Source organism: Bradyrhizobium sp. CSA112, from assembly GCF_029051645.1.
Lineage (GTDB): Bacteria > Pseudomonadota > Alphaproteobacteria > Rhizobiales > Xanthobacteraceae > Bradyrhizobium.
Map to the genome: position 1 here is coordinate 221,864 of NZ_JAACFS010000001.1, position 23,951 is coordinate 245,814.

The following is a 23,951-nucleotide window of genomic DNA, read 5'->3' on the forward strand; positions in this document are numbered from 1 at the left end:
TTACTCGGCTGCTTCCGGCTTGCGCTCCTTGCGCACCTGAAAGCGCTTCAGCAGCGAGGACACGGTGTCGCGGAAGCCACCATACTCCAGCTCGGAATAGGGCAGCATCGCGGCGCCGGACCAGCCCTGGCTGCGCATCTCGATGGCCTTGCGCTGGGCGCGCCGGCGGACCTCGTCCCACGCCGGGTTGTCGAAGAAATCGGTGTAGGACTCCGAGAATCGGCCGTCCTTGTCGATCGAGAAGCCGGCGCAGGAAACGATCGGGAGGCAGTACATGCCTGTCACCGGTGTGTTAATTGGCACAGGCATAAGCGGCATCACGTGCGAGCCGCGCGCATCGCCGCCTACGAAGTGCGCCTTCGCGAGCGGCGAGACGATTTCTTCGGGCGCCGGGAAAATCCCCTGGTTCCTGACGATCGCGACCGGATCGTCCTTGCCGGTGTATTTGCCTGCGATCGCGTGAAGACGCTGCGCCGAAACGGCGACGGCGACCTCGCCATGGGTCCGGGAAACGATGCGATCAATGCCAAAGCGCTCGTTGTCGCGGAGCAGCGCGGCAATGTGGTAGCCATCCGCGGGCGCGTCGAGTTCGATCACGCTGTCGCCGGCCGTGTTGTCCATGTCGATGACATGGAAACGGAATCCCTTGATCATCGGGGGCAGCATCAGCCCGGCGCAATACATGGGATCGGCAAAGGCGAGGTAGAGCGGCAGGTTGTAGGCGCCGGGGCCGCATTTGTCGGCGGCGAACACCATGAAGGACTCCGCAGGTCTCGTGCCCGAGAGGCTATGGTCGAAGCTGAGCTCGGCGACGCCCGGGCCGGCGCCGCGGACGTTTCCGGACGGTGCGTCGACGAGAAGATCCTGGCCGGCGCCATAAAGCCCGGAGGTTTTCGCGACCGAGGTGGCCGCGAGGAACGCCTTCCAGGCAAGTTGATGCACCTCGGAGCTCCCTTCGCCCCGTGTGTGCGTCATGATGATCGCAATGTCGTCGCCGGTGTGGCAGACGAAACCGTCGATCAGCAAGCCATCGCAGATCGCCTTCGCGACCGCGCCCTCGACAGCCGCCATCATGCGTGTAGACGGTTTCGTGTGGCCGCCAACGGAGCCTATGTCAGCCTTGATGACCGAAAGTGTGAGTCTCATGAGCGTCCCTCCGCCAGCGCAACGCAGCGCCTCGGCGTCTGCGTTTGCTGCGCCGGGGCGACGGCGCTGCTCATTTCCGCGAAAAAGAACGTCTGAGGTTCCGTTAGGTTCCGCAAATGCCCTTCTCGAAAAGCTCGTATCATCCCGCAGCCGGGATCATCGATCACCGTAAGATCATGCCAGAAGCGATGGGATACCAGTTCATGCGCCGCCATTTGCTGCGGTGTACGATTCCGCTATTTGGCACCTTTCGAAAGCGGGGCAGTTTCCGACTTGAGTCCAAGACTTCACGGTAAACTGAGGCCCACCATGGGGCGATTGTGCTAGTCTAGGCGACGCAAGTTCTGCGTGTGTGCGGTCCAGACGCATGTCAAAGGGACCAAAAAAGAAATGCACCTTTACCGAGCGTGGTCGGCTGATTGCGCTGGCTGTCGCAGTGGGGCTGATGCTGGGCATGGCCGGACCTACCTCCGCACAGTTTTTTAATTTCGGCGGATATCAGCAGCGCCCGCAACCGCAACGCGGCGGGTGGTTTGGCAACGACCAACGCGGTGGCGGCTGGTTTGGCAACGATCAGCGCGGCGGTGGCGGCTGGTCTGGTAACGATCAGCGCGGCGGCGGCTGGTCTGGCAACGACACTTATGCGCCGTACCAGCAGCAGTACGCGCCGCCGCCTCGTTCGCAGGGGCGGCAAGCGCCCCCGGCGGTGCGTGAGGATTTTTCAAAGGCGCCGCCGCCCGAGAAGCGCAACACTGTACCCGAGCGCCACATTCTTGTGCTTGGTGACTCCATGGCGGACTGGCTCGCCTATGGGCTTGAGGAGGTCTATGACGATCAGCCTGAGATAGGTGTGATCCGCAAGCACAAGACAGCCTCCGGCCTGATCAAGTATCAGCCGAAGGGCAATCCAGCCGATTGGGCCGCCGCCGCCAAGGGCATTCTCGCTACCGAAAAAGCGGACGCCATTGTCGTCATGCTCGGACTTGACGACCGCGTCGCAATCCGCGAGCCGGCAGCCGACAAATCGCAGAATAAATCGGAGGATAAGAAGGACGCCGACAAGAAGGACGCCAAAGCCAAGCCGGATGGCAAGCCTTCGGGCGAAAAGCCTGCGGCGAAGCCGGATGGTGCAACCAAGGCGGCGGATCCCGAACTGTCGCCGGACGATGCCGCTGACGACAGTGACGCGCGGCGGGTCACGGAATCGGAGAAGAGCGCGGGCTCGCCGAGCGGCCTCCATGAGTTTCGCGAGAAACGCTGGGTGGAACTCTACAGGGAAAAGATCGACGAGATGATCGGTGTGCTCAAGTCCAAGGGTGTGCCGGTGCTGTGGGTGGGTCTGCCAGCCATACGCGGCCCTAAGGCGACCGCCGACACGGCGTTTCTGGATACGCTCTATCGCGATGCGGCCGGCAAGGCGGGCATCACCTATGTCGATGTCTGGGACGGATTTGTCGATGAAGCCGGGCGCTTTTCACAGCAAGGTCCCGATTTCGAAGGGCAGATCCGCCGGCTGCGCTCCTCCGATGGCGTGTACTTCACCAAGGCCGGCGCGCTTAAGCTCGCGCATTATGCCGAGCGCGAGATCAACCGGCTGTTGGCTGCACGTTCTGGGCCAATCGTGCTGCCCAGCGAACCGGCAACGCCCGACGCCAGTGCACGGCCGGATCAGCCGGCGCCGCGTCCGCTGGCCGGGCCGATCGTTCCCTTGGGGCCCCCTTCTGTCGCCACGGAGCAGTTGCTCGGTGCTCCCGGGTCGCGGCCGGCGGCGATCGATGCGCAGGCAGCGCGGCTCTTGATCAAAGGCGAGGCTTTGACGGCACCCGCGGGTCGCGCCGACGATTTTGCCTGGCCGCGACGCGAAATAGGACGTGAAGGGACCAAGGGTGAGACGCCGGTGGCGTCAACATCGCTCGATGCCAACGCACTGGCGCCGGCGGCTTCGCCAAAGCGGAAAAAGCATCGCCGCTAGAGCCCCCCAATCGCCTTTTGCCGCCCTACTGCCGAAACTCGTTGGTCAGCCTGCCGATGCCGTCGATCGCAACCGTCACCGTGTTGACCGGCTCCTTCATGACGCCGATGCCGACCGACGTGCCGCAGGCGATCAGATCGCCGGGCAGCAGCGTCATGTCGGTGCGAGATCTTGCTGACGAGCTGCTGCGCGCTGAAGATCATGTCTGATATCGGGTAGTTCTGACGCTCAGTGACGTTGAGAATCGTCCGCACGACAAGGCTTGCCGGATCGACGCCTGACGGTGATGACCGGACCACCGCTTCGCCCAAGACGAACGCGTCGAAAGTGGAGACCAGAGTCCGTTCTGGTTCATCCGAACCGAGAACCGCCAAGGCTCTACGTCACGGCGATTGGAGCACATCGCTGCGCGCCGGAACCGTCCGCCCCGATGCTCTCTTTCAGTTTCTGATTGACGATCTGGACCGTACGGTCGATTTCGGCATTGGGTGCGCCAAGCTGATGCGAAATCAGCTTCACCAGCAGGTCGACCCGTTCGATGGAAGGCGCGCCACCGGCGACCGCCCGGGCCGCCGACGAGGGCTTGAGAAGGCTTTCCGCCGCTTTGGCGTATTTCTCGAAAGGTACCTGATCCGTGGGATCGGCGCCCAGACGCTGGGCGATGGCATCGACATGGTGATAGATCGACTGCGAGAGGTTGATATCGCCGTGCACCGCGTCGCGGATCGATTGCGGCTCTTGCGGCGTGATGCAGCGGTAATTCCCGGTCAACAGCATCGACCATTTGGCGAGAGGGACGAACATCGAATCGAACACTTTGAGCTTCACCGGAACGTCCTGGCCATCCAGCTTCACCGCATCGATGTCGGCTTCCAGCTCCCGAAGCAGCAAGTTATGTTTCTCATCCGCAAATGGCGCGGCCTTGAAATTTGTTGGCAGCCCGACATGAAGAACATTCGCCGCCTCTTCCGGTGGACGGAAGGCTTGCGGATCAGGGGAGCACAGCGACACCAGGCCCGGCTCGAACCGTTTCCATACCGCGGCGTTGGTGTAGGCCTCCTCCAGTTCCATTTTCGCGAGGGCCGGGATCCGTTTGAGATAGGGCAAAGGCGGCATGTTCATGATCGAAAGACAAGGCAGTTTCGCGTCGGCGATTTTGATCATCAGAATCTGGATCGTGTGATTGGTGTATTGCGGTTCCTGCATCGCCAGACCAACCAGATCATAACGCGAAGGATCGACGTCGGCGGGCTCGACCGCGTCCAAGATGCCAGGCAGGTCGCGCGAGAAGATCGGCCGGTGGGCCGCCTCGTCGCGCAGCTTGATGCGAACTTCAGTGCCGTCGCGATTGATGAGTTCTGCCGTCTGCTTCCGGCAAACCAGGGTCACGTTGTGACCCGCCATCAAAAGCTTCGTCGCCAGCAACGAGCCATACGAGGCCCCAAGGATCAGAATGTTACGCGCCATGCGCCCTCCCACAGATGATGTTTTCCGGCGCCACTACTCCGGCGCAGATTTGCGAGCGCCTGCTTGCGACAGGAGTTAAGCCGAATAGCGCGGTGCGATACCGTCTTCCCTGGGAGTGCGACCCAAAAAATGCCGGCGCAGTTTGCAGCGACCGTCAGGCCGACGCGGCCAGCTTGTAGGGCGTTGCTTCGTCGTCAAACGCGTTGAAGATGTCGCGAATGCTGATGACGCCGATCAGGCTGTAATTGTCGATGACAGGCACGTGGCGGATGTGATGTTTGCTCATGAGGTGACGGACATGCTCGAGCGTATCCGTCGACGTGCAGGAGACGAGCTGCTGTACCGAAATGAATTGCGAAACGCGCATATTCACGCCGGCCGCGCCGTGCTCGGCAATGGCGCGCACCACGTCGCGTTCCGTGAACATGCCGACGGCGGTGTTGCCTTCGGTGCGGACGACGTCCTTGACGACAAGCGCGCTGATATTGCTGGAGCGCATCAGTTGCGCGGCAATGGCGACGGTCTCGTTCATGCGGACCGTTGCGACACGGGGGGCTTTCTTGCGCAGGATATCTCCGACTTGCATGGCAACCTCCTTGGGGTGAATTACTACCTCAAGTCTGGTATACATAATGCCAATTGTCAACATAATTGGCGATGGAACTCTCTCGCGAAAGAGGAAGATAAATAGGCAGCATTACTGACGTTTTTGGAAAGTCATCCCAGTCAAAGAGTGGGTGGCGGTGCCCCGTACAGAGATCTGAATGCGCTCAGGTATACCAGAGCCGCCGACGCGCAAAGAAAAACGCGCCCATCCCGGAGGATGAGCGCGCATCTCCTAACAACCAGTCCGGTTCGGATCAGGCGGCAAGCTGCGACTTGGCGACCACCATCTTACGCCAGGGCTTGAGCACAGCTATCGCCAGCAGCGAGGCCAGAATATTCGCACCGGCCGCGATGATGAACACCGAGTCCCAAGTGCCCGAAGACTGCTGCATGTAGTTCGCTACCGGCACCAGCAGCGCCGCGGTGCCCTTTGCCGTGTAGAGCAGGCCGGCATTGGTGGTCGCGAACTTCGCGCCGAAGGTGTCAGTGCAGGTCGACGGGAAGAGGGAATAAATCTCGCCCCAGGCGAAGAACACGAAGCCCGACAGCAGCACGAACCACACCGGATCGTGGCCCAGCATGTAGAGGCCCCAGATGCCGATGCCTTCCATGCCGAACGCGATGAACATGGTGTTCTCGCGGCCAATCATGTCGGAGATCCAGCCGAAGAAGGGACGGGTGAGGCCGTTGAGGACGCGATCGATGGTCGCCGCGAACGTCACTGCCGTCATCGTCACCGCCATCAGCGTGACCGGCACGCTGTCGACCTTCCAGTCGACGGCGATCGGCTTCAGATTGGCGGTCACCATCAATCCGCCGGCGCCGACGATCACGAACATGAAATACATCAACCAGAAGATCGGCTGCCGGATCACCTCGGTCGGCTGATAGTTGCGCCGGCTCTGGATCACGTTCGCGTTCTGCGTCACCGCAGGAACCTGTCCTGTCTTCGGTGCGAACATCAGGAAGGCGAGGATCACGATGATGATGCCTTGCCCGAGACCGAAATAGAGGAAGGTAGTCTGGAAGCCGGAGTCCTTGATCATCGCCTGGATCGGCGCGACCGTCAGCGCCGAGCCTGCGCCGAATCCGGCGGCGGTGATGCCGGCGGCGAGGCCGCGCTTGTCCGGAAACCACTTCAGCGCGTTGCCGACGCAGGTGCCGTACACGCCACCGGCGCCGATGCCTGCGATGATCATGCCGAGATAGAAGCCGTTGAGGGTGGTCGCCTGGGCGTTGATGGCCCATCCGATGGCGCAGAGGATGCCGCCGACGAGCACGACGATGCGCGGGCCGTATTTATCGACGAACCATCCCTCGACCGGCACCAGCCAGGTCTCGAACAGCACGAAGAGCGTGAATGCCCACTGGATCGAAGCACGATCCCATCCGAATTTTTTCTGGATGTCCGGGACGAAGAACGTCCAACCATATTGGTAGTTGGCAATCATGACCATCGCGGCGACGCCGATGGCTAATTGGGTCCAGCGATACGCATCGCTGACTCGGGCCGCCGCGACGGGGGCTGCTCCGTGCACTGTGTCCGTCATTTTTCCTCCAATGGGCTGTTCTATCGATAACCCCGACAGCTCTGTGGAAGTCTGGTATATGTTATGCCAGTAGACAAGAGAAAATTTTGCGCAAGCCGTGAAAATTTCGAATTTCCACAGACGTGCTGCGAGCACAAAAAAGCCGCGCAGTCTGCGCGGCTTTTTCTCCAGGAGCCTAACTAAGGTGTTGTTTCGCCGCTGTTAAGCGGCACGGCTGCCCGGGCCTGCGACCGTACCTCGCAAGCGGGTATAGCCTTCCTGGATGACCGACCAGAACAGTGCGATCAAGCCGAGGATCATGATCGTGCTGACGAGCGGGTTGGAAAGGAATATGCCAAACGAACCCTGGGATCCCAGAAGCGACTGCCGGAAGGCCTCTTCCGCCTTGTCGCCGAGCACGATGGCCAGCACCAACGGGGCGAGGGGATAATTACACTTCTTGAGCAGATAGCCGATCGCGCCGAACACCAGCATCAGCATGACGTCAAACGTGCTGCTGTGGACGGAATAGGCGCCGATCGCGCACAGCACCAGGATAAGCGGCGCAATGATGCTGAAGGGCACGCGCAGGATTGCCGCGAAGATCGGCACGCAGGTCAGCACGACGATCAGGCCGACGAGATTGCCGAGATACATCGAGGCGATCAGGCCCCAGACGAATTCCTTCTGTTCGACAAACAGCATGGGTCCGGGTTGCAGACCCCAGATCAACAGGCCGCCCAGCAACACCGCTGCCGTCGGCGAGCCGGGCACGCCGAGCGAGAGCATCGGCAGCAAGGCCGCGGTGCCGGCGGCATGCGCCGCGGTTTCCGGCGCGACCACACCTTCGATCTCGCCTTTGCCGAAGTTCTTGCCGTTCTTCGCCACGCGCTTGGCGATGCCGTAACTCATGAACGAGGCCGGAGTAGCACCCGCCGGCGTGATTCCCATCCAGCAGCCGATGAAGCATGAGCGCAACGAGGTCATCCAGTATTTCGGCAATTCCTTCCAGGTCTGCAGCACGACCCGCAAATCGATCTTGGCCTTGCCGCCGCGGAAGGCGAGCCCTTCCTCCATGGTCAGAAGGATTTCACCGATGCCGAACAGCCCGATCACGGCAATGAGGAAGTCGAAGCCGTTGAGCAGATGGGTGACGCCGAACGTCAGCCGCAACTGCCCGGTGATGGAATCAAGCCCGACAGCGGCGAGCGCAAAGCCGATCATCATCGCCGCAATGGTCTTGAACGGCGGCTCCTTGCTTAGGCCCACGAAGCTGCAGAATGCGAGGAAATACACCGCGAATTTTTCCGCCGGGCCAAATTGCAGCGCAAAGCTGGCGACCAGGGGAGCGACCAGCGTGATCATGATCACGGCGAACAGAGCGCCGACGAAGGATGAGGTGAAGGCGGCGGTCAGCGCTTCGCCGGCCTTGCCCTGCTGCGCCATCGGATAGCCGTCGAACGTCGTGGCTACCGACCACGGTTCTCCGGGTATGTTGAAGAGAATCGAGGTGATCGCGCCGCCGAACAGCGCACCCCAATAGATGCACGACAACATGATGATGGCCGACGTCGGCGACATGCTGAATGTCAGCGGCAGCAGGATGGCAACGCCGTTGGCGCCGCCCAGTCCCGGGAGCACGCCGATGATGACACCGAGCACGATGCCGAGAACCATCAGCATGATGTTGTACGGCTGCAGCGCGACCGCAAAGCCGTGAAACAGATTGACGAGTTCTTCCATCCCGATAATCCAATCCTGACTGTGCGTCGTTGTTTACAGACCGAGCCACTCTTCGATCGGTCCCTTGGGAAGCGGGACCATGAACCAGCGCTCGAAAATGAAGTAGGTGACGATGGGCATACCGAACGCTACCGCCAGGACGATGATCCAGTTGTATTTGCCCAGCCATCGCATGAACCATGCGATGAAGACGATCGAGGCGACGTAGAGGCCAATGAACGGCATGGAGCCGACGTAGATGGCCGTGGGAATAACGACGCTCAGAACCTGACGAAGCTGTCCCCATTCCGCGAACAGCCCGTCATTGTCTTCGCGCAGCCCGTGCCACAGATTGATCGCGCTGGAAGCGAGGATGAAGAGTCCGATATAGAACGGAAAGAACCCGGCGCGGGGTCCTTCGGGACCCCAGTTGATTCCTGCCTTGAGGCTGCCCAGGATCACGATCACTCCGAACAGAGCGATCGCCAGCGTGACGCCTGCTTCCACGAGTTTGTGGGTCGGGCCGGTATTGCTCGAACTTCCTGTTGTCATCGAAACTCCGTGCGGAATCGAGCCTGCGGTACCAGAGCCCGCCGTCTGCGTTGCCAATCCAGATTCAGTCGATCAATGCTTCTCGGTCAGTTTCCCGACGCGAGGAAACCGGCGTCTTTCATCAAGGCCTGGTGACGCTTTTCCTCGACCTCGAGCCACTTGGCGTAGTCGGCGCCGGTCAGGAAGGTCGTGTTGAACGCGCCGCTTTTCATGAATTCCTGCCACTCCGGAGTGGCGCGAACCTTCTTGAACAGCTCGATGTAGTATTCGACCTGATCCTTGGTGGCCCTGGGCGACATGAAGATGCCGCGCAGCATCAGGTATTCCATGTCGAGACCTTCCGACTTGCAGGTCGGAATGTCCTTCCAGGCCTTGCCGTCGGCGATCGGCTCGTCGTAGGCCATGCGCTGTGCGTCGAACACGCAGAGCGGGCGCAGCTTGCCGCCACGCCATTGCGCGACCGCCTCGATCGGATTGTTGACGGTCGAATCGACGTGATTGCCGACGAGCTGAACGGCGACTTCTCCGCCGCCCTTGTACGGGATGTAGGTGAAGCGGGCGCCGGTGGCCTTTTCGACGGCAACCGTAATGATCTGGTCTTCCTGTTTCGAACCGGTGCCGCCCATCTTGATGGTGCCGGCGGGAGCGGCCTTTACCGCATCGACGTAGTCCTTCACCGTCTTGTACGGCTTGTCGGCATTCACCCAGAGCACGAATTCGTCGAGCGCCAGCATGGCGACCGGCGTGAGGTCTTTCCAGTTGAACGGAATTCCGGTGGCGAGGGGGGTGGTGAAGAGGTTGGAGAGCGTGATGATGATCTTGTGCGGATTGCCGGCCGATCCCTTGACGTCGAGGAAACCTTCGCCGCCGGCGCCGCCCGACTTGTTGATGACAACCAGCGGCTGCTTCATCAGATTGTGCTTGGTGACGATGCCCTGGATGGTGCGCGCCATTTGGTCGGCGCCGCCGCCGGTGCCGGCGGGAATGATGAATTCAACGGGGCGCACCGGCTCCCATGCGGCAGTCGCGGGAGCTACGATTCCGCTGGCGCACAATGCAGCAATCGTCCCGAACGCAAGATATGCAGAACGCTTCATTTGGTTTCACTCCCGTCGAACTATGGTTACGCCGGTCTTTGCCGGCTTTTAATTTCATCCCGATCAACCTTGTCGGGCCTTCATGCACTCATGATCGCTTCATGCACTCATGATCGTCGCGCTGCAATGGTTTGCCCATCGCAGTCAGTTCCAAGCTTGAATTGTACGAGGGTCCCGTTGGAGCGGCATCCGCTCCTTTCGGCCAATGCTAAATTGCGATGCGCAAGAAAAGGGAAGCATGCATGCACTGCCCGTCCTCCGCTACATCGCTTTTCGCTGTCCCTTGCGGACTGCAGCACGGCTTATCCCCCCAATGTGCGCCCACGCTTCTTGGCATGAGCATTTTGGGCATTCTTGTATATGATATGCCACAGTGCAAATGGTTTTTGCTTTGGTTTGCCGCACTAGCCAATTTGTCGCAGATACGCAGTTTCCCAGCAATCGGTTTGCGGCAATGAAAATGGCCCCGGAAATCGGGGCCATTGATCGAACCATTGGTGAAGGTCGCTCAGGCAGCGTGCGCGGATCCGCGCGTCAGATGCTGCTAAATAAAGCGTCAGAGGCCAAAATAGGGGAGGTCGCCGTTGCGGACGGCGATGCGGCTGCTCGCGGTCAAAAGGCGGTCGATTGAGGCCATCAGGCGGCCGAACAGGGTGCTAGAGGGAAGGAGGCCGATGGATGCAGTCTTGGACATGGAAGTCCCCTTTTTTCGAAGTGGCGGAGCAGTCCCGCTTCATGATCAGGGGTAATTTATGTATACCAGATACCAATCAACAATGGACTTGTTTGCTTAGCAGCATCTGATTGTTTGCAATGCAGCAAAAATTAAGGATACGGCATTTCCAGATGGTAGACCGCCTGATCTCGGGCGGTCTTTCGTTGTCTGTAACGTCCACCGGCGCGTCTCAATTCACCGCGTCCATTCTTCGCCCGCGCATAGCGTTCCTACGCAACCTCGCACGTTCAGGTTGCCTGAAGGCAGCAAGGTGACGGAACTCGCATAGGTCTGGCCGTCGTCCGCATTATAGATCTTTCCGGACCACTTGTTTGGGCCGGCTTCCTGCATGCCGACGAAGAGGGATATGCCTATTACCGGCCGGCTACGCAGGGAGGGATCGGCATTCCTGTCGTCCAATTGCGGCTTTCCTGTTGCCTTGTCGATGGCCTCCTTCAGCCAGACAACGCGACCGCAAAGCGCATTGCCGCAGCGGCTGACCTTGATCTTGGCGTCTCCGGACTGGGTGAGCCAAACGCCGGCGGGATCGTTGGTCCTGGCGGCGTGGGCGCCTGCAAAAATTGGAATGCAGAACAGTGCTGCGATCAGATGGCGCGTGAGGTGAGAACGCACGGGAATGCTCCTTGGCCCTGAGGTGCTGCTATTGCGCATCGAAGCGATGCGCCCGATCATCATGAATAATTTCATGATAAACAATCAATAAATCGCGAATACCATTGAGTCAAGCGTGAGAAACGTGCATTATGAAATCATCGTCGCAACGACAGGAACGTGGGGTGCCTCGGATGGCCATAGTGTGGGATTCAATTCGTGACGGACGGCAATGCTGGTTTCGCCGTCTAGACTGGGCGTTCTGGGCCATCTGGGTCGCCTTTCCGGTGACGGCCTGGATGGCCTATCGGGCCAACACCACTGCCTCGCTCGCAATCGCACAGAGTCTGGACGCCGAGCAGGCGAAGTGCGCCGGCCTCATTGCCAACCCGCTCAACATGTCAGGTCCGGGCAAGCTTCTGTTCTGGACGCTGTTCGGGCTTCAGCTCTCGTTCTTCGCGGTATTGATCGGCATCCTTCACCGGATGGTGCATCGATTCGCGCACGGCCGAATCTTTGTGTCCGAGACGCTACAAGGCGTGTGGTGGATGGGGATCATCCTGGTGTTTTGGCCATTCCTCGATGCGATTGCGAGCAACGCGGTTGCGTTTGCGTTACATGCGATCGGCGACACCAAGTTCTATCTGCCGTTCTACACCGTTGATGTCGGCACGATCGCTGGCGGCGTTTTTCTGATGGCGCTGAAATTCGTCATCGAGCACGCCATCCTCCTGCAGTCCGAAAACGATCTGACGATTTGAGGGTGAACGCTTGTGCCCATCGTGGTGAACCTCGATGTCATGCTCGCAAAACGGAAGCGTCGCCTCGGAGACGTCGCTGAGGCCATTGGCATTTCCATTCAGAACCTGTCGATCCTGAAGACTGGAAAAGCAAAAGCGATGCGCTTTTCGACACTCGCTGCGATCTGCCGCGAGCTGGATTGCCAGCCCGGAGATATTCTCGGATATGTCGAGGGTGAAGAGGTTCGCGACGCGGACGCCGGTGACGGCAATTAGTCGGCGATCGATCAAGAGTGGAAGCGATACCTCAACGAAGCGGCATCGTAAGAAACCGCATGGCCGCCATCATCAGCGGCCATGCATTCTGAAGATCGTCTGAGCGCGCAGCGCTTATTCCGCCGCCTGCTTGCGCGGCGGGTCGAGCGCGCCGGAATCGTGGATTTCGGCTACCTGGTGGTCTGAGAAGCCGAGCACCTGACGCAGAATCTCGTCGGTATGCTCGCCGAGCAGCGGCGACCTTGTCACCTCGCTCGGTGAGTCCGACAGCTTGATCGGATTGCCGACCGAAATGTACTTGCCGCGGGTCGGATGATCGACCTCGACGACGGTGCCGGTGGCGCGCAGCGACTGGTCTTCGATGATTTCCTTCATCGACAGGATCGGGCCGCAGGGAATGTCGTCCTTGTTGAGGATCTCCATCGCCTCGAACTTGGTCTTGGTCATGGTCCACTGTTCGATGCGCGCGAAGATTTCGTTGAGGCGTGACAGCCGGGCAGGGGGCTTAGCGTAGTCGGGATGGGTCTTCCAGCCGGGTTCGCCGATCACGTCGCAGATCTTCTCCCACACCGGCGCCTGGGTGATGAAATAGAGGTAGGCGTTGGGATCGGTCTCCCAGCCCTTGCACTTGACGATGCGGCCGGGCTGGCCGCCGCCGGAATCGTTGCCGGCGCGCGGCACGGCGTCGCCGAACGGAATGCCTTCGCCGTACTGGCTGTATTCCTTCAGCGGGCCATGGGCGAGGCGCTGCTGGTCGCGCAGTTTGACGCGCGCGAGATTGAGCACGCCGTCCTGCATCGCAGCCGTAACCTTCTGGCCCTTGCCGGTCATGGTGCGCTGGTAGAGCGCGGCGACGATGCCGAGCGCCAGATGCAGGCCGGTGCCGCTGTCGCCGATCTGCGCGCCGGTGACGAGCGGCAGCCCGTCGCGGAAGCCGGTGGTCGAGGCGGCGCCGCCGGTGCACTGCGCAACGTTCTCATAGACCTTGCAGTCTTCATAGGGGCCGGGGCCAAAACCCTTGATCGAGGCCACGATCATCTTCGGGTTGATGCTGTGGATCTTCTCCCAGGGGAAGCCCATGCGGTCGAGCACGCCGGGGCCGAAGTTTTCCACCAGCACGTCGCAGTTCTTGATCAGCGCGGTCAGGACTTCCTTGCCCTTCGGGTTCTTTGTGTCGAGCGTGATCGAGCGCTTGTTGTGGTTCAGCATGGTGAAATACAGGCTGTCCACATTGGGAATGTCCTGCAACTGGCCACGGGTGATGTCGCCGACGCCGGGGCGCTCGACCTTGATCACGTCTGCGCCGAACCAGGCCAGCAATTGCGTGCAGGTCGGGCCCGACTGAACGTGGGTGAAATCAAGAATGCGAACGCCCGTAAGCGCCTTTGTCATCGTCTTTGCTCCGTACTGTATCTGTATCTGTGCTGCGTGTGCCGGATGAATGGGTGAAGGTCGGCTATTTCTTCTTCAAAACGCTTTGCGGGTTGAGGTTGCCGATGCGGCCGCTTTCGGAACCGGCCGCCGGATCGATCACCGCGTTGATGAGCGTCGGCTTGCCGGAATCCATCGCCTCGTTGACGGCGCGCTTCAGCTCGTCGGGCGAGGTGGCGTTGATGCCGACGCCGCCGAACGCTTCCATCATCTTGTCGTAGCGCGAGCCCTTGACGAACACCGTCGTCGCCGGATCGGAACCGCCCGCATTGACGTCGGTGCCGCGATAGATGCCGTCATTGTTGAAGACGACGATGCAGACCGGAAGCTGGTAGCGGCAGATGGTCTCGATCTCCATGCCGGAGAAACCGAAGGCCGAATCGCCTTCGATCGCGAGCACCGGCTTGCCGGTCTCGACAGCGGCGGCGATCGAATAGCCCATGCCGATGCCCATCACGCCCCAGGTGCCGACGTCGAGCCGCTTGCGCGGCTTGTACATGTCGATGACGCCGCGGGCGAGGTCGAGCGTGTTGGCGCCTTCGTTGACGAGGATGGCGTCGGGCCGCTCCTTGATGATCGTGCGCAGTGCGCCGAGCGCGCCGTGATAGTCCATCGGCGAAGCGTTGCTCATCAGCTTCGGCGCCATCTTGGCGACGTTGTCGTCACGCTTCTTGTTGACGGTGTTGACCCAGTCGGCGGGTGCAGCCGGCCAGCTCCCGCCCATGCCCTCGAGCAGCGAGGAGACGCAGGAGCCGATATCGCCGACCACGGGGGCGACGATCTCGACGTTGGAATCCATTTCCTTCGGCTCGATGTCGATCTGGATGAATTTCTTCGGTGCATCGCCCCAGGTCTTGCCCTTGCCGTGCGACAGCAGCCAGTTGAGGCGGGCGCCGATCAGCATGACGACGTCGGCGTCCTTCAGCACGGTCGAGCGCGCGGCGCCCGCGGACTGCGCATGCGTGTCCGGCAACAGGCCCTTGGCCATGCTCATCTGCAGGAACGGTGCGCCGGTCTTTTCGACGAAGGCGCGGATCTCGTCGTCGGCCTGCGCATAGGCTGCGCCCTTGCCGAGGATGATGAGGGGACGCTTTGCACCCTTGAGCACGTCGAGCGCGCGCTTGACGGATGACGGGGCAGGGATCTGGGCAGGCGCTGCGTCGATCACCTTCACCAGCGACTTCGCGCCGGCATCTGCGTTCATGACTTGGCCGAAAAGTTTTGCCGGAAGATCGAGATAGACTCCGCCTGGACGGCCCGAGACGGCGGCACGGATCGCGCGCGCCAGACCGATGCCGATGTCGGCCGCGTGCAGGACGCGGAACGCCGCCTTGCAGAGCGGCTTGGCGATCGCAAGCTGGTCCATCTCTTCATAGTCGCCCTGCTGCAGGTCGACGATCTCGCGTTCCGAGGAGCCCGAAATCAGGATCATCGGGAAGCAGTTGGTGGTGGCGTGCGCGAGGGCAGTGAGGCCGTTGAGGAAGCCGGGCGCCGAAACGGTGAGGCAGACGCCCGGTTTCTTGGTCAGGTAGCCGGCGATCGAGGCTGCGTAGCCGGCATTCTGCTCGTGACGGAACGACAATACGCGAATGCCCTCGGCCTGCATCATGCGGCCGAGGTCGGTGATCGGGATGCCCGGCACACCATAGATGGTGTTGATGCCGTTGAGCTTGAGCGCATCGATGACGAGATGAAAGCCATCCGTCAGCTCTTGCTCGGTGCCCGGTGCTACGGACTTGGTCGCGGTATTCAGCATGGGCTTCATCTCCCTGATCGTTAGTTTTCGGACGATTTTTCGTCGTCTTCTGGTGCGAAGGTGCGTCTAGCTAAAAAGTTCCTGTCCATGCGCTTCGACATAGGCGGCGAGGCCCAGCGTGTGGTCGCGCGCGCGCTTTTCGGCTAGTTCAGTGTCGCGCGCTTCCAGCGCTTCGATGATGCCGAGATGTTCCGGCAGCGAGGTCGCGGTGCGATCCTTCCGCCCGATAGTCAGTTGCCGGTAGCCGCGCACATGCAGCAGGAGATCGTTGGTCAAATCGACAAGCACCGGCGATTCCGAAAGCGAGATCAGCGCCTGATGGAACGCAATGTTGGCCTTGGAGTATTCCTCGACATGATCCTGCGGCAGCCGGTCCTTGCCAAAATCCTTGAAGAAATCGCGCAGCGCCGTGATGTCCTTCTTGCGCGCTGTCGTCGTGATCAGGCGTGCGGCCATGCTCTCGAGCGCGGCCCACGCGCGGATCATGTCGACGATCTCGGTCTTGGTGCGGCGGACCACGACGATGCCGCGACGCGGCACGGTTTTGACGAAGCCATCCTGCTCCAGCATCGCGATGGCTTCGCGAATGGGAGTACGGCTAACGCCGAGGCGTTCGGACAGCGCGCGCTCGTCGAGCATCACCTGCTCAGGCGTCGCATATATGTCCATCTTGAGAATGGCTTCCTTCAAGGCCTCGTAGGCCTTGTTCTTGAAGCTCGTCTCGGGCGCAATCCGGACGATTGCGATATCTGCCTCAGCCATGACAGGCGGCGCCTTGGTTTGTTTACGTGCGGGCACGACTCGTCTCCTCCCTGTTTTTGGAGACGTCTTCTTAGCAGAAGAAATGCTCGAATATTTTTGGCATACCAAATACCAGGATGTCAAGGTGCCCGTGTTTTCGGGGATTCTGCGCGATAGTTTGTCTTGACAATCTGAACTCTGGCATACCAAATGCCATAAAACTAGCCCCCAGGAGGAAGCCTATGTCAAATTCTGCAGATGCGGCCCGCAAGATCGCCGAGCCCAGCGCCCACGAGGCTGTCCGCCGGGTGCTCGATACGGTGAAAGCCGAGAAGCGCACCAGCCTCACCGCGCCCGAAGGCAAGCTGGTGTGCGATGCCTACGGCATCCCGGTTCCGAAGGAAGGCGTGGCGAAGTCCGCCGCTGAGGCCGCCAAGCTCGCGTCCACCATGGGCTTCCCGGTGGTGATGAAGATCGTCTCGCCGGACATTCTCCACAAGACGGAAGCCGGCGGCGTCATGGTCGGCCTCAAGACCGCGGCCGATGCAGAAAAGGCCTATGACACCATTCTCGGCAACGCCAAGAAATATAAGGCTGACGCCAAGATCGAGGGCATCCAGGTCCAGCAGATGCTGGCCGGCGGCACCGAGGTCATCGTCGGCTCCATCACCGACGGCTCATTCGGCAAGCTGGTGGCGTTCGGCCTCGGCGGCGTGCTGGTCGAGGTGCTGAAAGACATTACCTTCCGCCTCGCGCCCGCGACCAAGGACGATGCCCTGTCGATGCTCGACGGCATCCAGGCCCACGACATGCTGAAGGGTGTGCGCGGCGGTGATCCGGTCAGCCGCGATGCGCTGGCGGACGTCATCGTCAAGGTGTCGCAGCTCGTCAGCGATTTTCCCGAAATCGTCGAACTCGATCTCAATCCGGTGTTCGCCACCAAGAAGGACGCGATTGCCGCCGACGTGCGCATCGTTGTCGACTTCGACTACAAGCCGCGCCCCGCGCCGCGTCCGACCGAAGAAATCGTGGCGGCCATGAACCGGATCATGCAGCCGAAGGGCGTCGCCGTGATCGGCGCCTCCGCCGAGGACGGCAAGATCGGCAACTCCGTGATGAAGAACCTGATCAATGGCGGCTACAAGGGCGAGATCTATCCGATCCACCCGAAGGCCGCCGATATTCTGGGCTACAAGGCCTACAAGAGCGTCAAGGACGTGCCCGGCGTGATCGACACCGCGGTGTTCGCGATCCCTGCGAAGTTCGTCGCCGGCGCGCTGGCCGAATGCGGCGAGAAGAAAATTCCAGGCGCTGTCCTGATTCCGTCGGGCTTTGCCGAAGCGGGCGCCCCTGAATTGCAGGCCGAGATCGTCGAGGTCGGCAAGAAGTACAACATCCGCCTGATGGGGCCGAACATCTACGGCTTCTATTATACGCCGGCCAATCTCTGCGCCACGTTCTGCACCGCCTACGACGTCAAAGGCCATGCGGCGCTGTCGTCGCAGTCCGGCGGCATCGGCATGGCGATCATCGGCTTCTCGCGTTCGGCCAAGATGGGTGTCTCCGCGATCGTCGGCCTCGGCAACAAGTCCGATATCGATGAGGACGATCTGCTGGCCTTCTTCGAGCAGGACCCCAACACCAACCTCATTGCTCAGCACTGCGAAGACCTCAAGGACGGCCGCGCCTTTGCGGAGGCCGCCAAGCGCGTCTCCAAGAAGAAGCCGGTCATCGTGCTCAAGGCAGGCCGCACCTCGGCCGGCGCGAGGGCGGCTTCGTCGCACACCGGTGCGCTCGCCGGTAACGACAAGATCTATGAGGACGTGCTCGCTCAATCCGGCGTGATCCGCGCCCGGTCCTTGCGGCAATTGCTCGAATTCGCGCGCGGCGTGCCGGTGCTGCCGACGCCGAAGGGCGAGAACGTGCTGATCATCACCGGTGCGGGCGGCTCGGGCGTGCTGCTGTCGGACTCGGTTGTGGATAACGGCCTGTCGCTGATGACCATGCCGCCGGATCTCGATGCCGCGTTCCGCAAGTTCATCCCGCCGTTCGGCGCGGCCGGAAATCCTGTGGATATCACCGGCGGCGAGCCGCCGATCACCTACGTCAACACGGTGAAGCTCGGCCTGTCGGACGAGCGCATCCACTCGCTGATCCTCGGCTACTGGCACACGATCGTGACGCCGCCGATGGTGTTCGCCCGCAACATGGTCGAGGTGAAGAAGGAGATGGAGGCCAAGGGCTTCGTCAAGCCGATCGTCGCCTCGCTCGCCGGCGACGTCGAGGTCGAGGAGGCCGCCGAATATCTCTACCAGAACGGCATCCCGGCCTATGCGTACTCGACCGAACTGCCGGTCGAAGTGCTGGGCGCCAAGTACAAGTGGGCGCGCGGCGCGGGTCTGCTCTGAGCCTATCAACAACAAATGCCGCTTCGGAAAGCCATCCGAAGCGGCATTTTCAATTGACGACGTTCGGTAAACCTCGCCCCGCAGGCAGGGAGAGCCCGTAGGATGGGTGGAGCGAAGCGATACCCATCAACGCCGGTAGCGCTGGTCATGTGATGATGGGTTTCGCTTCGCTCTACCCATCCTACGGCGCAGTACGGATGGATGCAGGTCGCGATGAAGAAAGACGTGATCCGGCGCAAGGCTATTGAGCCGAAACCCAGTACGGACCATGAGACCGACGCGCGCGACAGCGGCGTCCAGTCCGTCGATCGGGCGCTCTCGATCATCGAAACGCTGGCTGAAGACGACGAAGGCTATCGCTTGAGCGATCTCGCCATTCGCACCGGGCTCTCGACCTCGACCGTGCATCGCCTGCTGGGGACGCTGGAGAACCGCCGCTTCGTACAGTTCGACCGCACCGAATCGAAATGGCATGTCGGCGCGCGCTGCTTCACGGTTGGCGCGACGTTTGCCCGCCGCCGCAATTTCTCGGCGCAGGCGGTGCCATACTTGCGCAAGCTGCGCGACCTGACGCGCGAGACGGCGAATCTCGCCGTCGTCGATGACGAATTCATCATCGTGCTGACCCGCATGGAAAGCCGCGAGATCATGCGCTCGCTGACCAAGGTCGGCGGCCGCGTCGCCATGGTCGCCTCCGGCGTCGGCAAGGCGGTGCTCGCGACCTATTCCAACGAGGACGTCAGCGCGATCATCCGTCATCACGGCATGCCCCGGCTGACGGAAAAGTCGATCGTGCGGCCGGGCGAGCTGTTCAGGGAGCTCGAGAAGATCCGCCGCCAGGGCTACGCCATCGACGACGAGGAGGCCTGCATGGGCCTGCGCTGCATCGCCGCCGTCGTCTACAATGATTGCGCCGAGCCCTTGGCGGCGATTTCTGTCTCGGGCATGACCAGCCGCCTGACCGATGAACGGCTGCCGATGCTCGGCCAGACGGTGCGGGAAGTGGCGGCGGAGCTGACGGTGGCGCTCGGTGGCGTGATGCCGGAGGCGGCGAAAACGGCCTGAGCCGGCTTTGCGGTCTGTCATTGCCCGCCCAAGGGAAATTAGGTCTGGCGGCGCGAGGCCCGACATCGCTATATCCATCCATCGCTGTCCATGGCGCGGCTTCGAGGGACAATGTCTTTCGATTTAGCGATTGGGGAAATTCATGCCTTCTGAAACCCGCTCGCCCCGTCTCGCGGTTCTGATCGATGCCGACAATGCGTCTGCAAAGATTGCGGACGGTCTGTTCGAGGAGATCGCCAAGATCGGCGAGGCCAGTGTTCGCCGCATCTACGGCGATTTCTCCAATGCCCGGTCCAAGGCCTGGGCCGATATTCTATCGAAGCACGCCATCATACCCCAACAGCAGTTCGCCTATACGACTGGGAAGAATGCGTCCGATATAACCCTGGTCATCGACGCCATGGACCTGCTTCATAGCGGTCGTTTCGACGGATTCTGCCTGGTGTCGTCAGATAGCGATTTTACGCGTCTTGCCGCCCGCATCCGGGAGCACGGCGTCGATGTGTTTGGGTTCGGCGCGCAGAAGACACCGGAAAGCTTCAGGCAGGCCTGCCGAAGATTCTTCTATACCGAGAACCTGCTTGGCGGCACGGCGAACACTCTGGATGCCGCCTCGAAGTCGCCGCCGCTCCAATCCCCTGATGAAGCCACCTCGATCATCAAGAAGGTCATCGCCCAGATGGAAAGCGAAGACGGGTGGGTCGATCTTGGGGAGGTCGGAAAACGGATTACCAACCTGGCCCCCGATTTCGATTCGAGGACCTTCGGCTCCCGCAAGCTGAGCGACCTCGTGCGAAAGACAAATTCTTTCGAGATCGATCAGCCCAAGGGCGGATCCATGCGAATTCGGATCAAGTCCACCGCCGGATCACCTCCGAAGACGCGAACCGCTCGAAAACCTGCGGGGTGAGGCTCGATGGCGGATCGGCGTTAGTGTAATCCGCCATGTCACGACGATCGAAGAAAGGTGGCGGATCACGCTTCGCTGATCCGCTAGACTGCCTGCCGGTAAAAGTGCAGAACAGGCGGTGACTTACCATCACACACCACGAGACAGCCATAGATAAGTCGTGCCATCTCTGAGCCTTTCAATAGCTCGGCGAGCGACGACGTGGTCGATGTCACTGGGTGTCAGGCCGATATCCATCAGCTCTCTGTCATTCAGGTCGTACAAACTCTCGGCTTGGCGCCGTTTTCTGAACGCACGCCAATATCCCTGGAGCAAACTCAAGACGCTCCGCGTCCATGCGACTGGTGGTCCAGCCGCTTCCTTTTCCGAGGAAGCGTCTCTCAGCGCTGCGATGGAGGCATCGGGGCACGCCTCGGCCAAAGCATTGCCCGAGGCGTCTTTCACCAAAGCGATGGCGAGGTCGAGGCGGAGCCCTGCGGCATCGCGCCCGGTCTCGGATGTGAGGTTCGTCTGTTGGGGTGACATCGGATGCTCCTGCTGTTGTGCCAGCAGGGAGCGTGACCAAACAAAAGGCCCCGTCCGATGCCGGCGGGGCCTGGTGCAAAGATCGCGTCGTCAAATTCCTAGCGCACGACTCCTTCCACGGCCCAGCGAGAGCGGGTTACGTTTTTACGGGTCCACGATGCGCACGACGTTTTGATCATGAAGCGTAGTTACCACGGAGATCGCGCAAAATCAAGGGGTGTGCCGGCGCTACTCGCATCCTGGAGGCGAGCTGGCGTGACCTGACGTGAAGTCTGCCTTGGCTCTGAAATCGTCTGGTTGTTTGATACTTATCGAATGCAAGAAGTTGGCTATGTACCATGTCCGCTTCTGTGCAAAGCAGACGGTTGGCAGGGCCTCTCGATCCGCTAGAGTGTCCCGCAACGGATGAGCGGACGCGGTTGCGTCGTCTGCTGCAAGAAGATGCGAGGGAGAAGCATGGGCCGGAAGATCGCGATCGTCGGAGCGGGCGCCGTCGGCGGCTATGCCGGTGCCCATATTGCGCAGGCAGGGGAGGACGTCACGTTCATCGATCCCTGGCCCGAGCATGTCGAGCACATGCGAAAGCACGGGCTGCGCGTCACCCACGCCATGGATGTCGCGGAATTCTCGGTTCCGGTGCGCGCGCTCCACGTCACGGACGCACAGCAGCTCGCCAAGGAGAAGCCGGTCGAAATCGCCTTTGTCTGCATGAAATCCTACGATACGGCCTGGGCCACCATGCTGATCCAGCAGTATCTGGCGCCGGACGGTTATGTCGTGTCGCTGCAGAACTGCATGAACGAGGAGACGATTGCCGGCATTGTCGGCTGGGGCAAGACGCTCGGCTGCATTGCCAGCAGCATCACGGTGAACCTGCCGGAGCCTGGCCATATCCACCGCGGCGCCGGCAAGGGCGGGGCGGCGCACACGGTGTTTCGCGCCGGCGAAGTGCATGGCCGCATCACGCCGCGAGCGGAAGAGGTCTGCCGCCTGGTCGCCTACTCCGACAGCGCCAAGGTGACGGAGAACCTCTGGGGCGAGCGCTGGTCGAAACTGGTCGCCAACGTCATGGGCAACGGGCTCTCCGCCTGCACCGGTCTGCCGGGTGCAGACATCCTGCAAAGCGAGTCGCTTCGCCGTTTCTCTACAAAGCTCGGCAGCGAAGCGATCCGAGTCGGACAGGCGCAGGGCTATCAACTGGAGGAGATCCTGCATCTGCCGCCCGACATGATCGCGCGTGCCGGCGAAGGCGACGAGGCGGCGATGCGCGTCTGCGACGAGCAGCGCTTCAAGGACGGCAAGCGCACCTCTTCGCAACAGCGCCCCTCCATGGGGCAGGACATGCAGAAGGGCCGGCGCACGGAGATCGAGTTCCTCAACGGCTTTGTGGTGCGCGAGGGCGAGAAGATCGGCATTTCCTGCGTCGCAAATGCAGCGCTGACGGATATCGTCAAGCGCGTGGAGCGCGGCGATCTGAACCCGGATCCGCGGCACATCACGGAACTGCGGCTGAACTGAGCTGAGAAATCGCCATGGGGACAAAAAGCCATACTGCTAAGCCCACGGCAGCTCTTGCTCTCGGACTCTGCACGGTCGCATCGCTGATCGCGGCCGTCATCGGGAATCTCGGCTTCACCTCGCCTGCAATGGGTGAGCCGGCGGTACTCACGAAGAAGCAATCGGACGCGCTCAATACATACAATAACTCACGAAGTCAGTTTGAGGCGATCCTGAGCCAGCGGCGCGCGCAGATCAATTCGAAGCAACCGCTGCCGAACTTGCCGGGACAGGCACTCTACCTAGCGCGCAACAGCATGATGAGCGCATACAAGGACCTCACCGACGCTCTTCCATCCAAAATCGGCGGGCCCAATAAATACGGAATCCCTCCGGCGTACTTTAGCGCCGACAATGAGCCGCTGCTCGATGAGTACAGGAGACTCTTCGACGTCATGCAGGCGCCGCCCGTCAACGCGCAAAAATCAGATACGCCATTCAAGGATGTTGTCGATCTGGGCACTGCCATTGCGCGAGCCAGGGGCCTTGATGCGGTCAATGCCGAAGCGGCAGGCCGTATCAGCCTGGGGCTCTTCTTTGCCGAGACAAATGGCAATCAAAACATCGGGAATGCGCGCTCGAACAAATACAAGGGCAGTTTGCAGACCGGCATACCCGAAGATCAAAATGGTCGAAAGAAGTGGGCGGTGATCAAGAAGTCGATTGCAGCCTTCGATCCTGCACTGAACGATCGCGACGACAGGGAAGAGGCGCGGGTCGGCAATCAGGATCATCGGTTCAACCACTGGACCGCCGTGCGCGATGGCCTGATGAACGCGCACGCGGATGTTTTCCCGCAAATACCGGCGATCGTGAAAACACTGCCTGATCCGATCGATCAGATGAAGCTCTTTGAACTCATCCAGATTATTCCCAGTCCGACCAGGTCCGCACTCGGCTCACGCAACCTGACCGGCTACCGAATATCCGACCCGCAGATCATGGCATATCTGCGAAACAACAGCGTTTTCACCTTTGGACAAGCTGACAGGGCCAAGACATCTGCAACCTTCCGCGAAATTCTTGATGCGATGTGGCTCTTCAACGAAAAGTTCGAACGAGCGCTTTCCAAATTCGACGAGATCAAGGCGCAGTCAAAAGGTTGAAGTCGGCAGCTCGGGACC

The 23,951-nt window shown here is 60.9% G+C and carries 21 protein-coding genes and 1 pseudogene; 8 read left to right on the forward strand and 14 right to left on the reverse strand.

Annotated elements, in window-relative coordinates:
• Nucleotides 1-1,146, reverse strand: a complete 1,146-nt coding sequence (locus GWE18_RS01170; protein WP_275183984.1) for a fructose-1,6-bisphosphatase — start codon at nucleotides 1,144-1,146, stop codon at nucleotides 1-3.
• A 367-nt stretch (nucleotides 1,147-1,513) separates the two neighbouring features.
• Between GWE18_RS01170 and GWE18_RS01175 the strand changes: the two genes are divergently transcribed.
• Complete coding sequence (locus tag GWE18_RS01175) at nucleotides 1,514-3,118, forward strand: DUF459 domain-containing protein (RefSeq protein WP_275183985.1); 1,605 nt, start codon at nucleotides 1,514-1,516, stop codon at nucleotides 3,116-3,118.
• Between the two features lie 25 nt (nucleotides 3,119-3,143).
• Here GWE18_RS01175 and GWE18_RS01180 read toward each other — a convergent pair.
• From GWE18_RS01180 to GWE18_RS01220, 9 genes and pseudogenes are all read right to left on the reverse strand, one after another.
• Nucleotides 3,144-3,399, reverse strand: a pseudogene (locus GWE18_RS01180) (fumarylacetoacetate hydrolase family protein); the annotation flags it as partial.
• A 97-nt stretch (nucleotides 3,400-3,496) separates the two neighbouring features.
• Entirely contained in the window at nucleotides 3,497-4,585 is a 1,089-nt protein-coding gene (locus GWE18_RS01185) for a 2-dehydropantoate 2-reductase N-terminal domain-containing protein (protein ID WP_275183986.1), read from the reverse strand.
• Nucleotides 4,586-4,739: 154 nt separating this feature from the next.
• A complete protein-coding gene (locus GWE18_RS01190) occupies nucleotides 4,740-5,171 on the reverse strand; it encodes a CBS domain-containing protein (protein WP_275183987.1) in 432 nt (143 codons plus the stop codon).
• A 274-nt stretch (nucleotides 5,172-5,445) separates the two neighbouring features.
• Nucleotides 5,446-6,741 (reverse strand): oxalate/formate MFS antiporter, encoded by a 1,296-nt coding sequence (gene oxlT / locus GWE18_RS01195; RefSeq protein ID WP_275183988.1) that lies wholly within the window; start codon nucleotides 6,739-6,741, stop codon nucleotides 5,446-5,448.
• 201 nt (nucleotides 6,742-6,942) lie between these two features.
• Nucleotides 6,943-8,463, reverse strand: coding sequence for a tripartite tricarboxylate transporter permease (locus GWE18_RS01200; protein WP_275183989.1), 1,521 nt, complete (start codon nucleotides 8,461-8,463; stop codon nucleotides 6,943-6,945).
• Between the two features lie 33 nt (nucleotides 8,464-8,496).
• Nucleotides 8,497-8,994, reverse strand: a complete 498-nt coding sequence (locus GWE18_RS01205) for a tripartite tricarboxylate transporter TctB family protein (RefSeq protein WP_275183990.1) — start codon at nucleotides 8,992-8,994, stop codon at nucleotides 8,497-8,499.
• An 86-nt stretch (nucleotides 8,995-9,080) separates the two neighbouring features.
• Nucleotides 9,081-10,091 carry a tripartite tricarboxylate transporter substrate-binding protein gene (locus GWE18_RS01210; RefSeq protein ID WP_275183991.1) on the reverse strand — a complete coding sequence of 337 codons (1,011 nt, stop codon included), beginning with the start codon at nucleotides 10,089-10,091 and terminating at the stop codon, nucleotides 9,081-9,083.
• A gap of 556 nt (nucleotides 10,092-10,647) precedes the next feature.
• Nucleotides 10,648-10,785 (reverse strand): hypothetical protein, encoded by a 138-nt coding sequence (locus GWE18_RS01215; RefSeq protein ID WP_197423117.1) that lies wholly within the window; start codon nucleotides 10,783-10,785, stop codon nucleotides 10,648-10,650.
• 216 nt (nucleotides 10,786-11,001) lie between these two features.
• Nucleotides 11,002-11,439, reverse strand: a complete 438-nt coding sequence (locus GWE18_RS01220) for a DUF2147 domain-containing protein (protein WP_275183992.1) — start codon at nucleotides 11,437-11,439, stop codon at nucleotides 11,002-11,004.
• 182 nt (nucleotides 11,440-11,621) lie between these two features.
• On the opposite strand from GWE18_RS01220, the gene GWE18_RS01225 reads away from it, so the two are divergent.
• Both GWE18_RS01225 and GWE18_RS01230 read left to right on the forward strand, forming a co-directional pair.
• Nucleotides 11,622-12,179 carry a DUF2975 domain-containing protein gene (locus GWE18_RS01225; protein WP_275183993.1) on the forward strand — a complete coding sequence of 186 codons (558 nt, stop codon included), beginning with the start codon at nucleotides 11,622-11,624 and terminating at the stop codon, nucleotides 12,177-12,179.
• A 12-nt stretch (nucleotides 12,180-12,191) separates the two neighbouring features.
• Entirely contained in the window at nucleotides 12,192-12,434 is a 243-nt protein-coding gene (locus tag GWE18_RS01230) for a helix-turn-helix transcriptional regulator (protein ID WP_275183994.1), read from the forward strand.
• Nucleotides 12,435-12,548: 114 nt separating this feature from the next.
• Here GWE18_RS01230 and frc read toward each other — a convergent pair whose 3' ends face one another.
• The 3 genes from frc to GWE18_RS01245 form a co-directional block, all read right to left on the reverse strand.
• Nucleotides 12,549-13,826 carry a formyl-CoA transferase gene (gene frc, locus GWE18_RS01235; protein ID WP_275183995.1) on the reverse strand — a complete coding sequence of 426 codons (1,278 nt, stop codon included), beginning with the start codon at nucleotides 13,824-13,826 and terminating at the stop codon, nucleotides 12,549-12,551.
• 64 nt (nucleotides 13,827-13,890) lie between these two features.
• Nucleotides 13,891-15,621 carry an oxalyl-CoA decarboxylase gene (gene oxc / locus GWE18_RS01240; protein WP_275183996.1) on the reverse strand — a complete coding sequence of 577 codons (1,731 nt, stop codon included), beginning with the start codon at nucleotides 15,619-15,621 and terminating at the stop codon, nucleotides 13,891-13,893.
• A gap of 66 nt (nucleotides 15,622-15,687) precedes the next feature.
• The gene (locus GWE18_RS01245; protein ID WP_028348850.1) at nucleotides 15,688-16,419 is read right to left on the reverse strand and encodes a GntR family transcriptional regulator; all 732 of its coding nucleotides are present in this window, start codon (nucleotides 16,417-16,419) and stop codon (nucleotides 15,688-15,690) included.
• A 185-nt stretch (nucleotides 16,420-16,604) separates the two neighbouring features.
• On the opposite strand from GWE18_RS01245, the gene GWE18_RS01250 reads away from it, so the two are divergent.
• The 3 genes from GWE18_RS01250 to GWE18_RS01260 all read left to right on the forward strand — a co-directional run bounded on the left by GWE18_RS01250 (nucleotide 16,605) and on the right by GWE18_RS01260 (nucleotide 20,745).
• A complete protein-coding gene (locus GWE18_RS01250) occupies nucleotides 16,605-18,770 on the forward strand; it encodes an acetate--CoA ligase family protein (protein WP_275183997.1) in 2,166 nt (721 codons plus the stop codon).
• 213 nt (nucleotides 18,771-18,983) lie between these two features.
• The gene (locus tag GWE18_RS01255) at nucleotides 18,984-19,835 is read left to right on the forward strand and encodes an IclR family transcriptional regulator (protein WP_275183998.1); all 852 of its coding nucleotides are present in this window, start codon (nucleotides 18,984-18,986) and stop codon (nucleotides 19,833-19,835) included.
• Nucleotides 19,836-19,977: 142 nt separating this feature from the next.
• Nucleotides 19,978-20,745 carry an NYN domain-containing protein gene (locus GWE18_RS01260; protein ID WP_275183999.1) on the forward strand — a complete coding sequence of 256 codons (768 nt, stop codon included), beginning with the start codon at nucleotides 19,978-19,980 and terminating at the stop codon, nucleotides 20,743-20,745.
• A gap of 129 nt (nucleotides 20,746-20,874) precedes the next feature.
• On the opposite strand, the gene GWE18_RS01265 is transcribed toward GWE18_RS01260, so the two are convergent.
• Nucleotides 20,875-21,270, reverse strand: coding sequence for a DUF1127 domain-containing protein (locus GWE18_RS01265; RefSeq protein ID WP_275184000.1), 396 nt, complete (start codon nucleotides 21,268-21,270; stop codon nucleotides 20,875-20,877).
• A gap of 456 nt (nucleotides 21,271-21,726) precedes the next feature.
• On the opposite strand from GWE18_RS01265, the gene GWE18_RS01270 reads away from it, so the two are divergent.
• Nucleotides 21,727-22,788 carry a 2-dehydropantoate 2-reductase gene (locus tag GWE18_RS01270; RefSeq protein ID WP_275184001.1) on the forward strand — a complete coding sequence of 354 codons (1,062 nt, stop codon included), beginning with the start codon at nucleotides 21,727-21,729 and terminating at the stop codon, nucleotides 22,786-22,788.
• A gap of 128 nt (nucleotides 22,789-22,916) precedes the next feature.
• The gene (locus GWE18_RS01275; protein ID WP_275184634.1) at nucleotides 22,917-23,933 is read left to right on the forward strand and encodes a hypothetical protein; all 1,017 of its coding nucleotides are present in this window, start codon (nucleotides 22,917-22,919) and stop codon (nucleotides 23,931-23,933) included.
• Nucleotides 23,934-23,951: the final 18 nt, after the last annotated feature.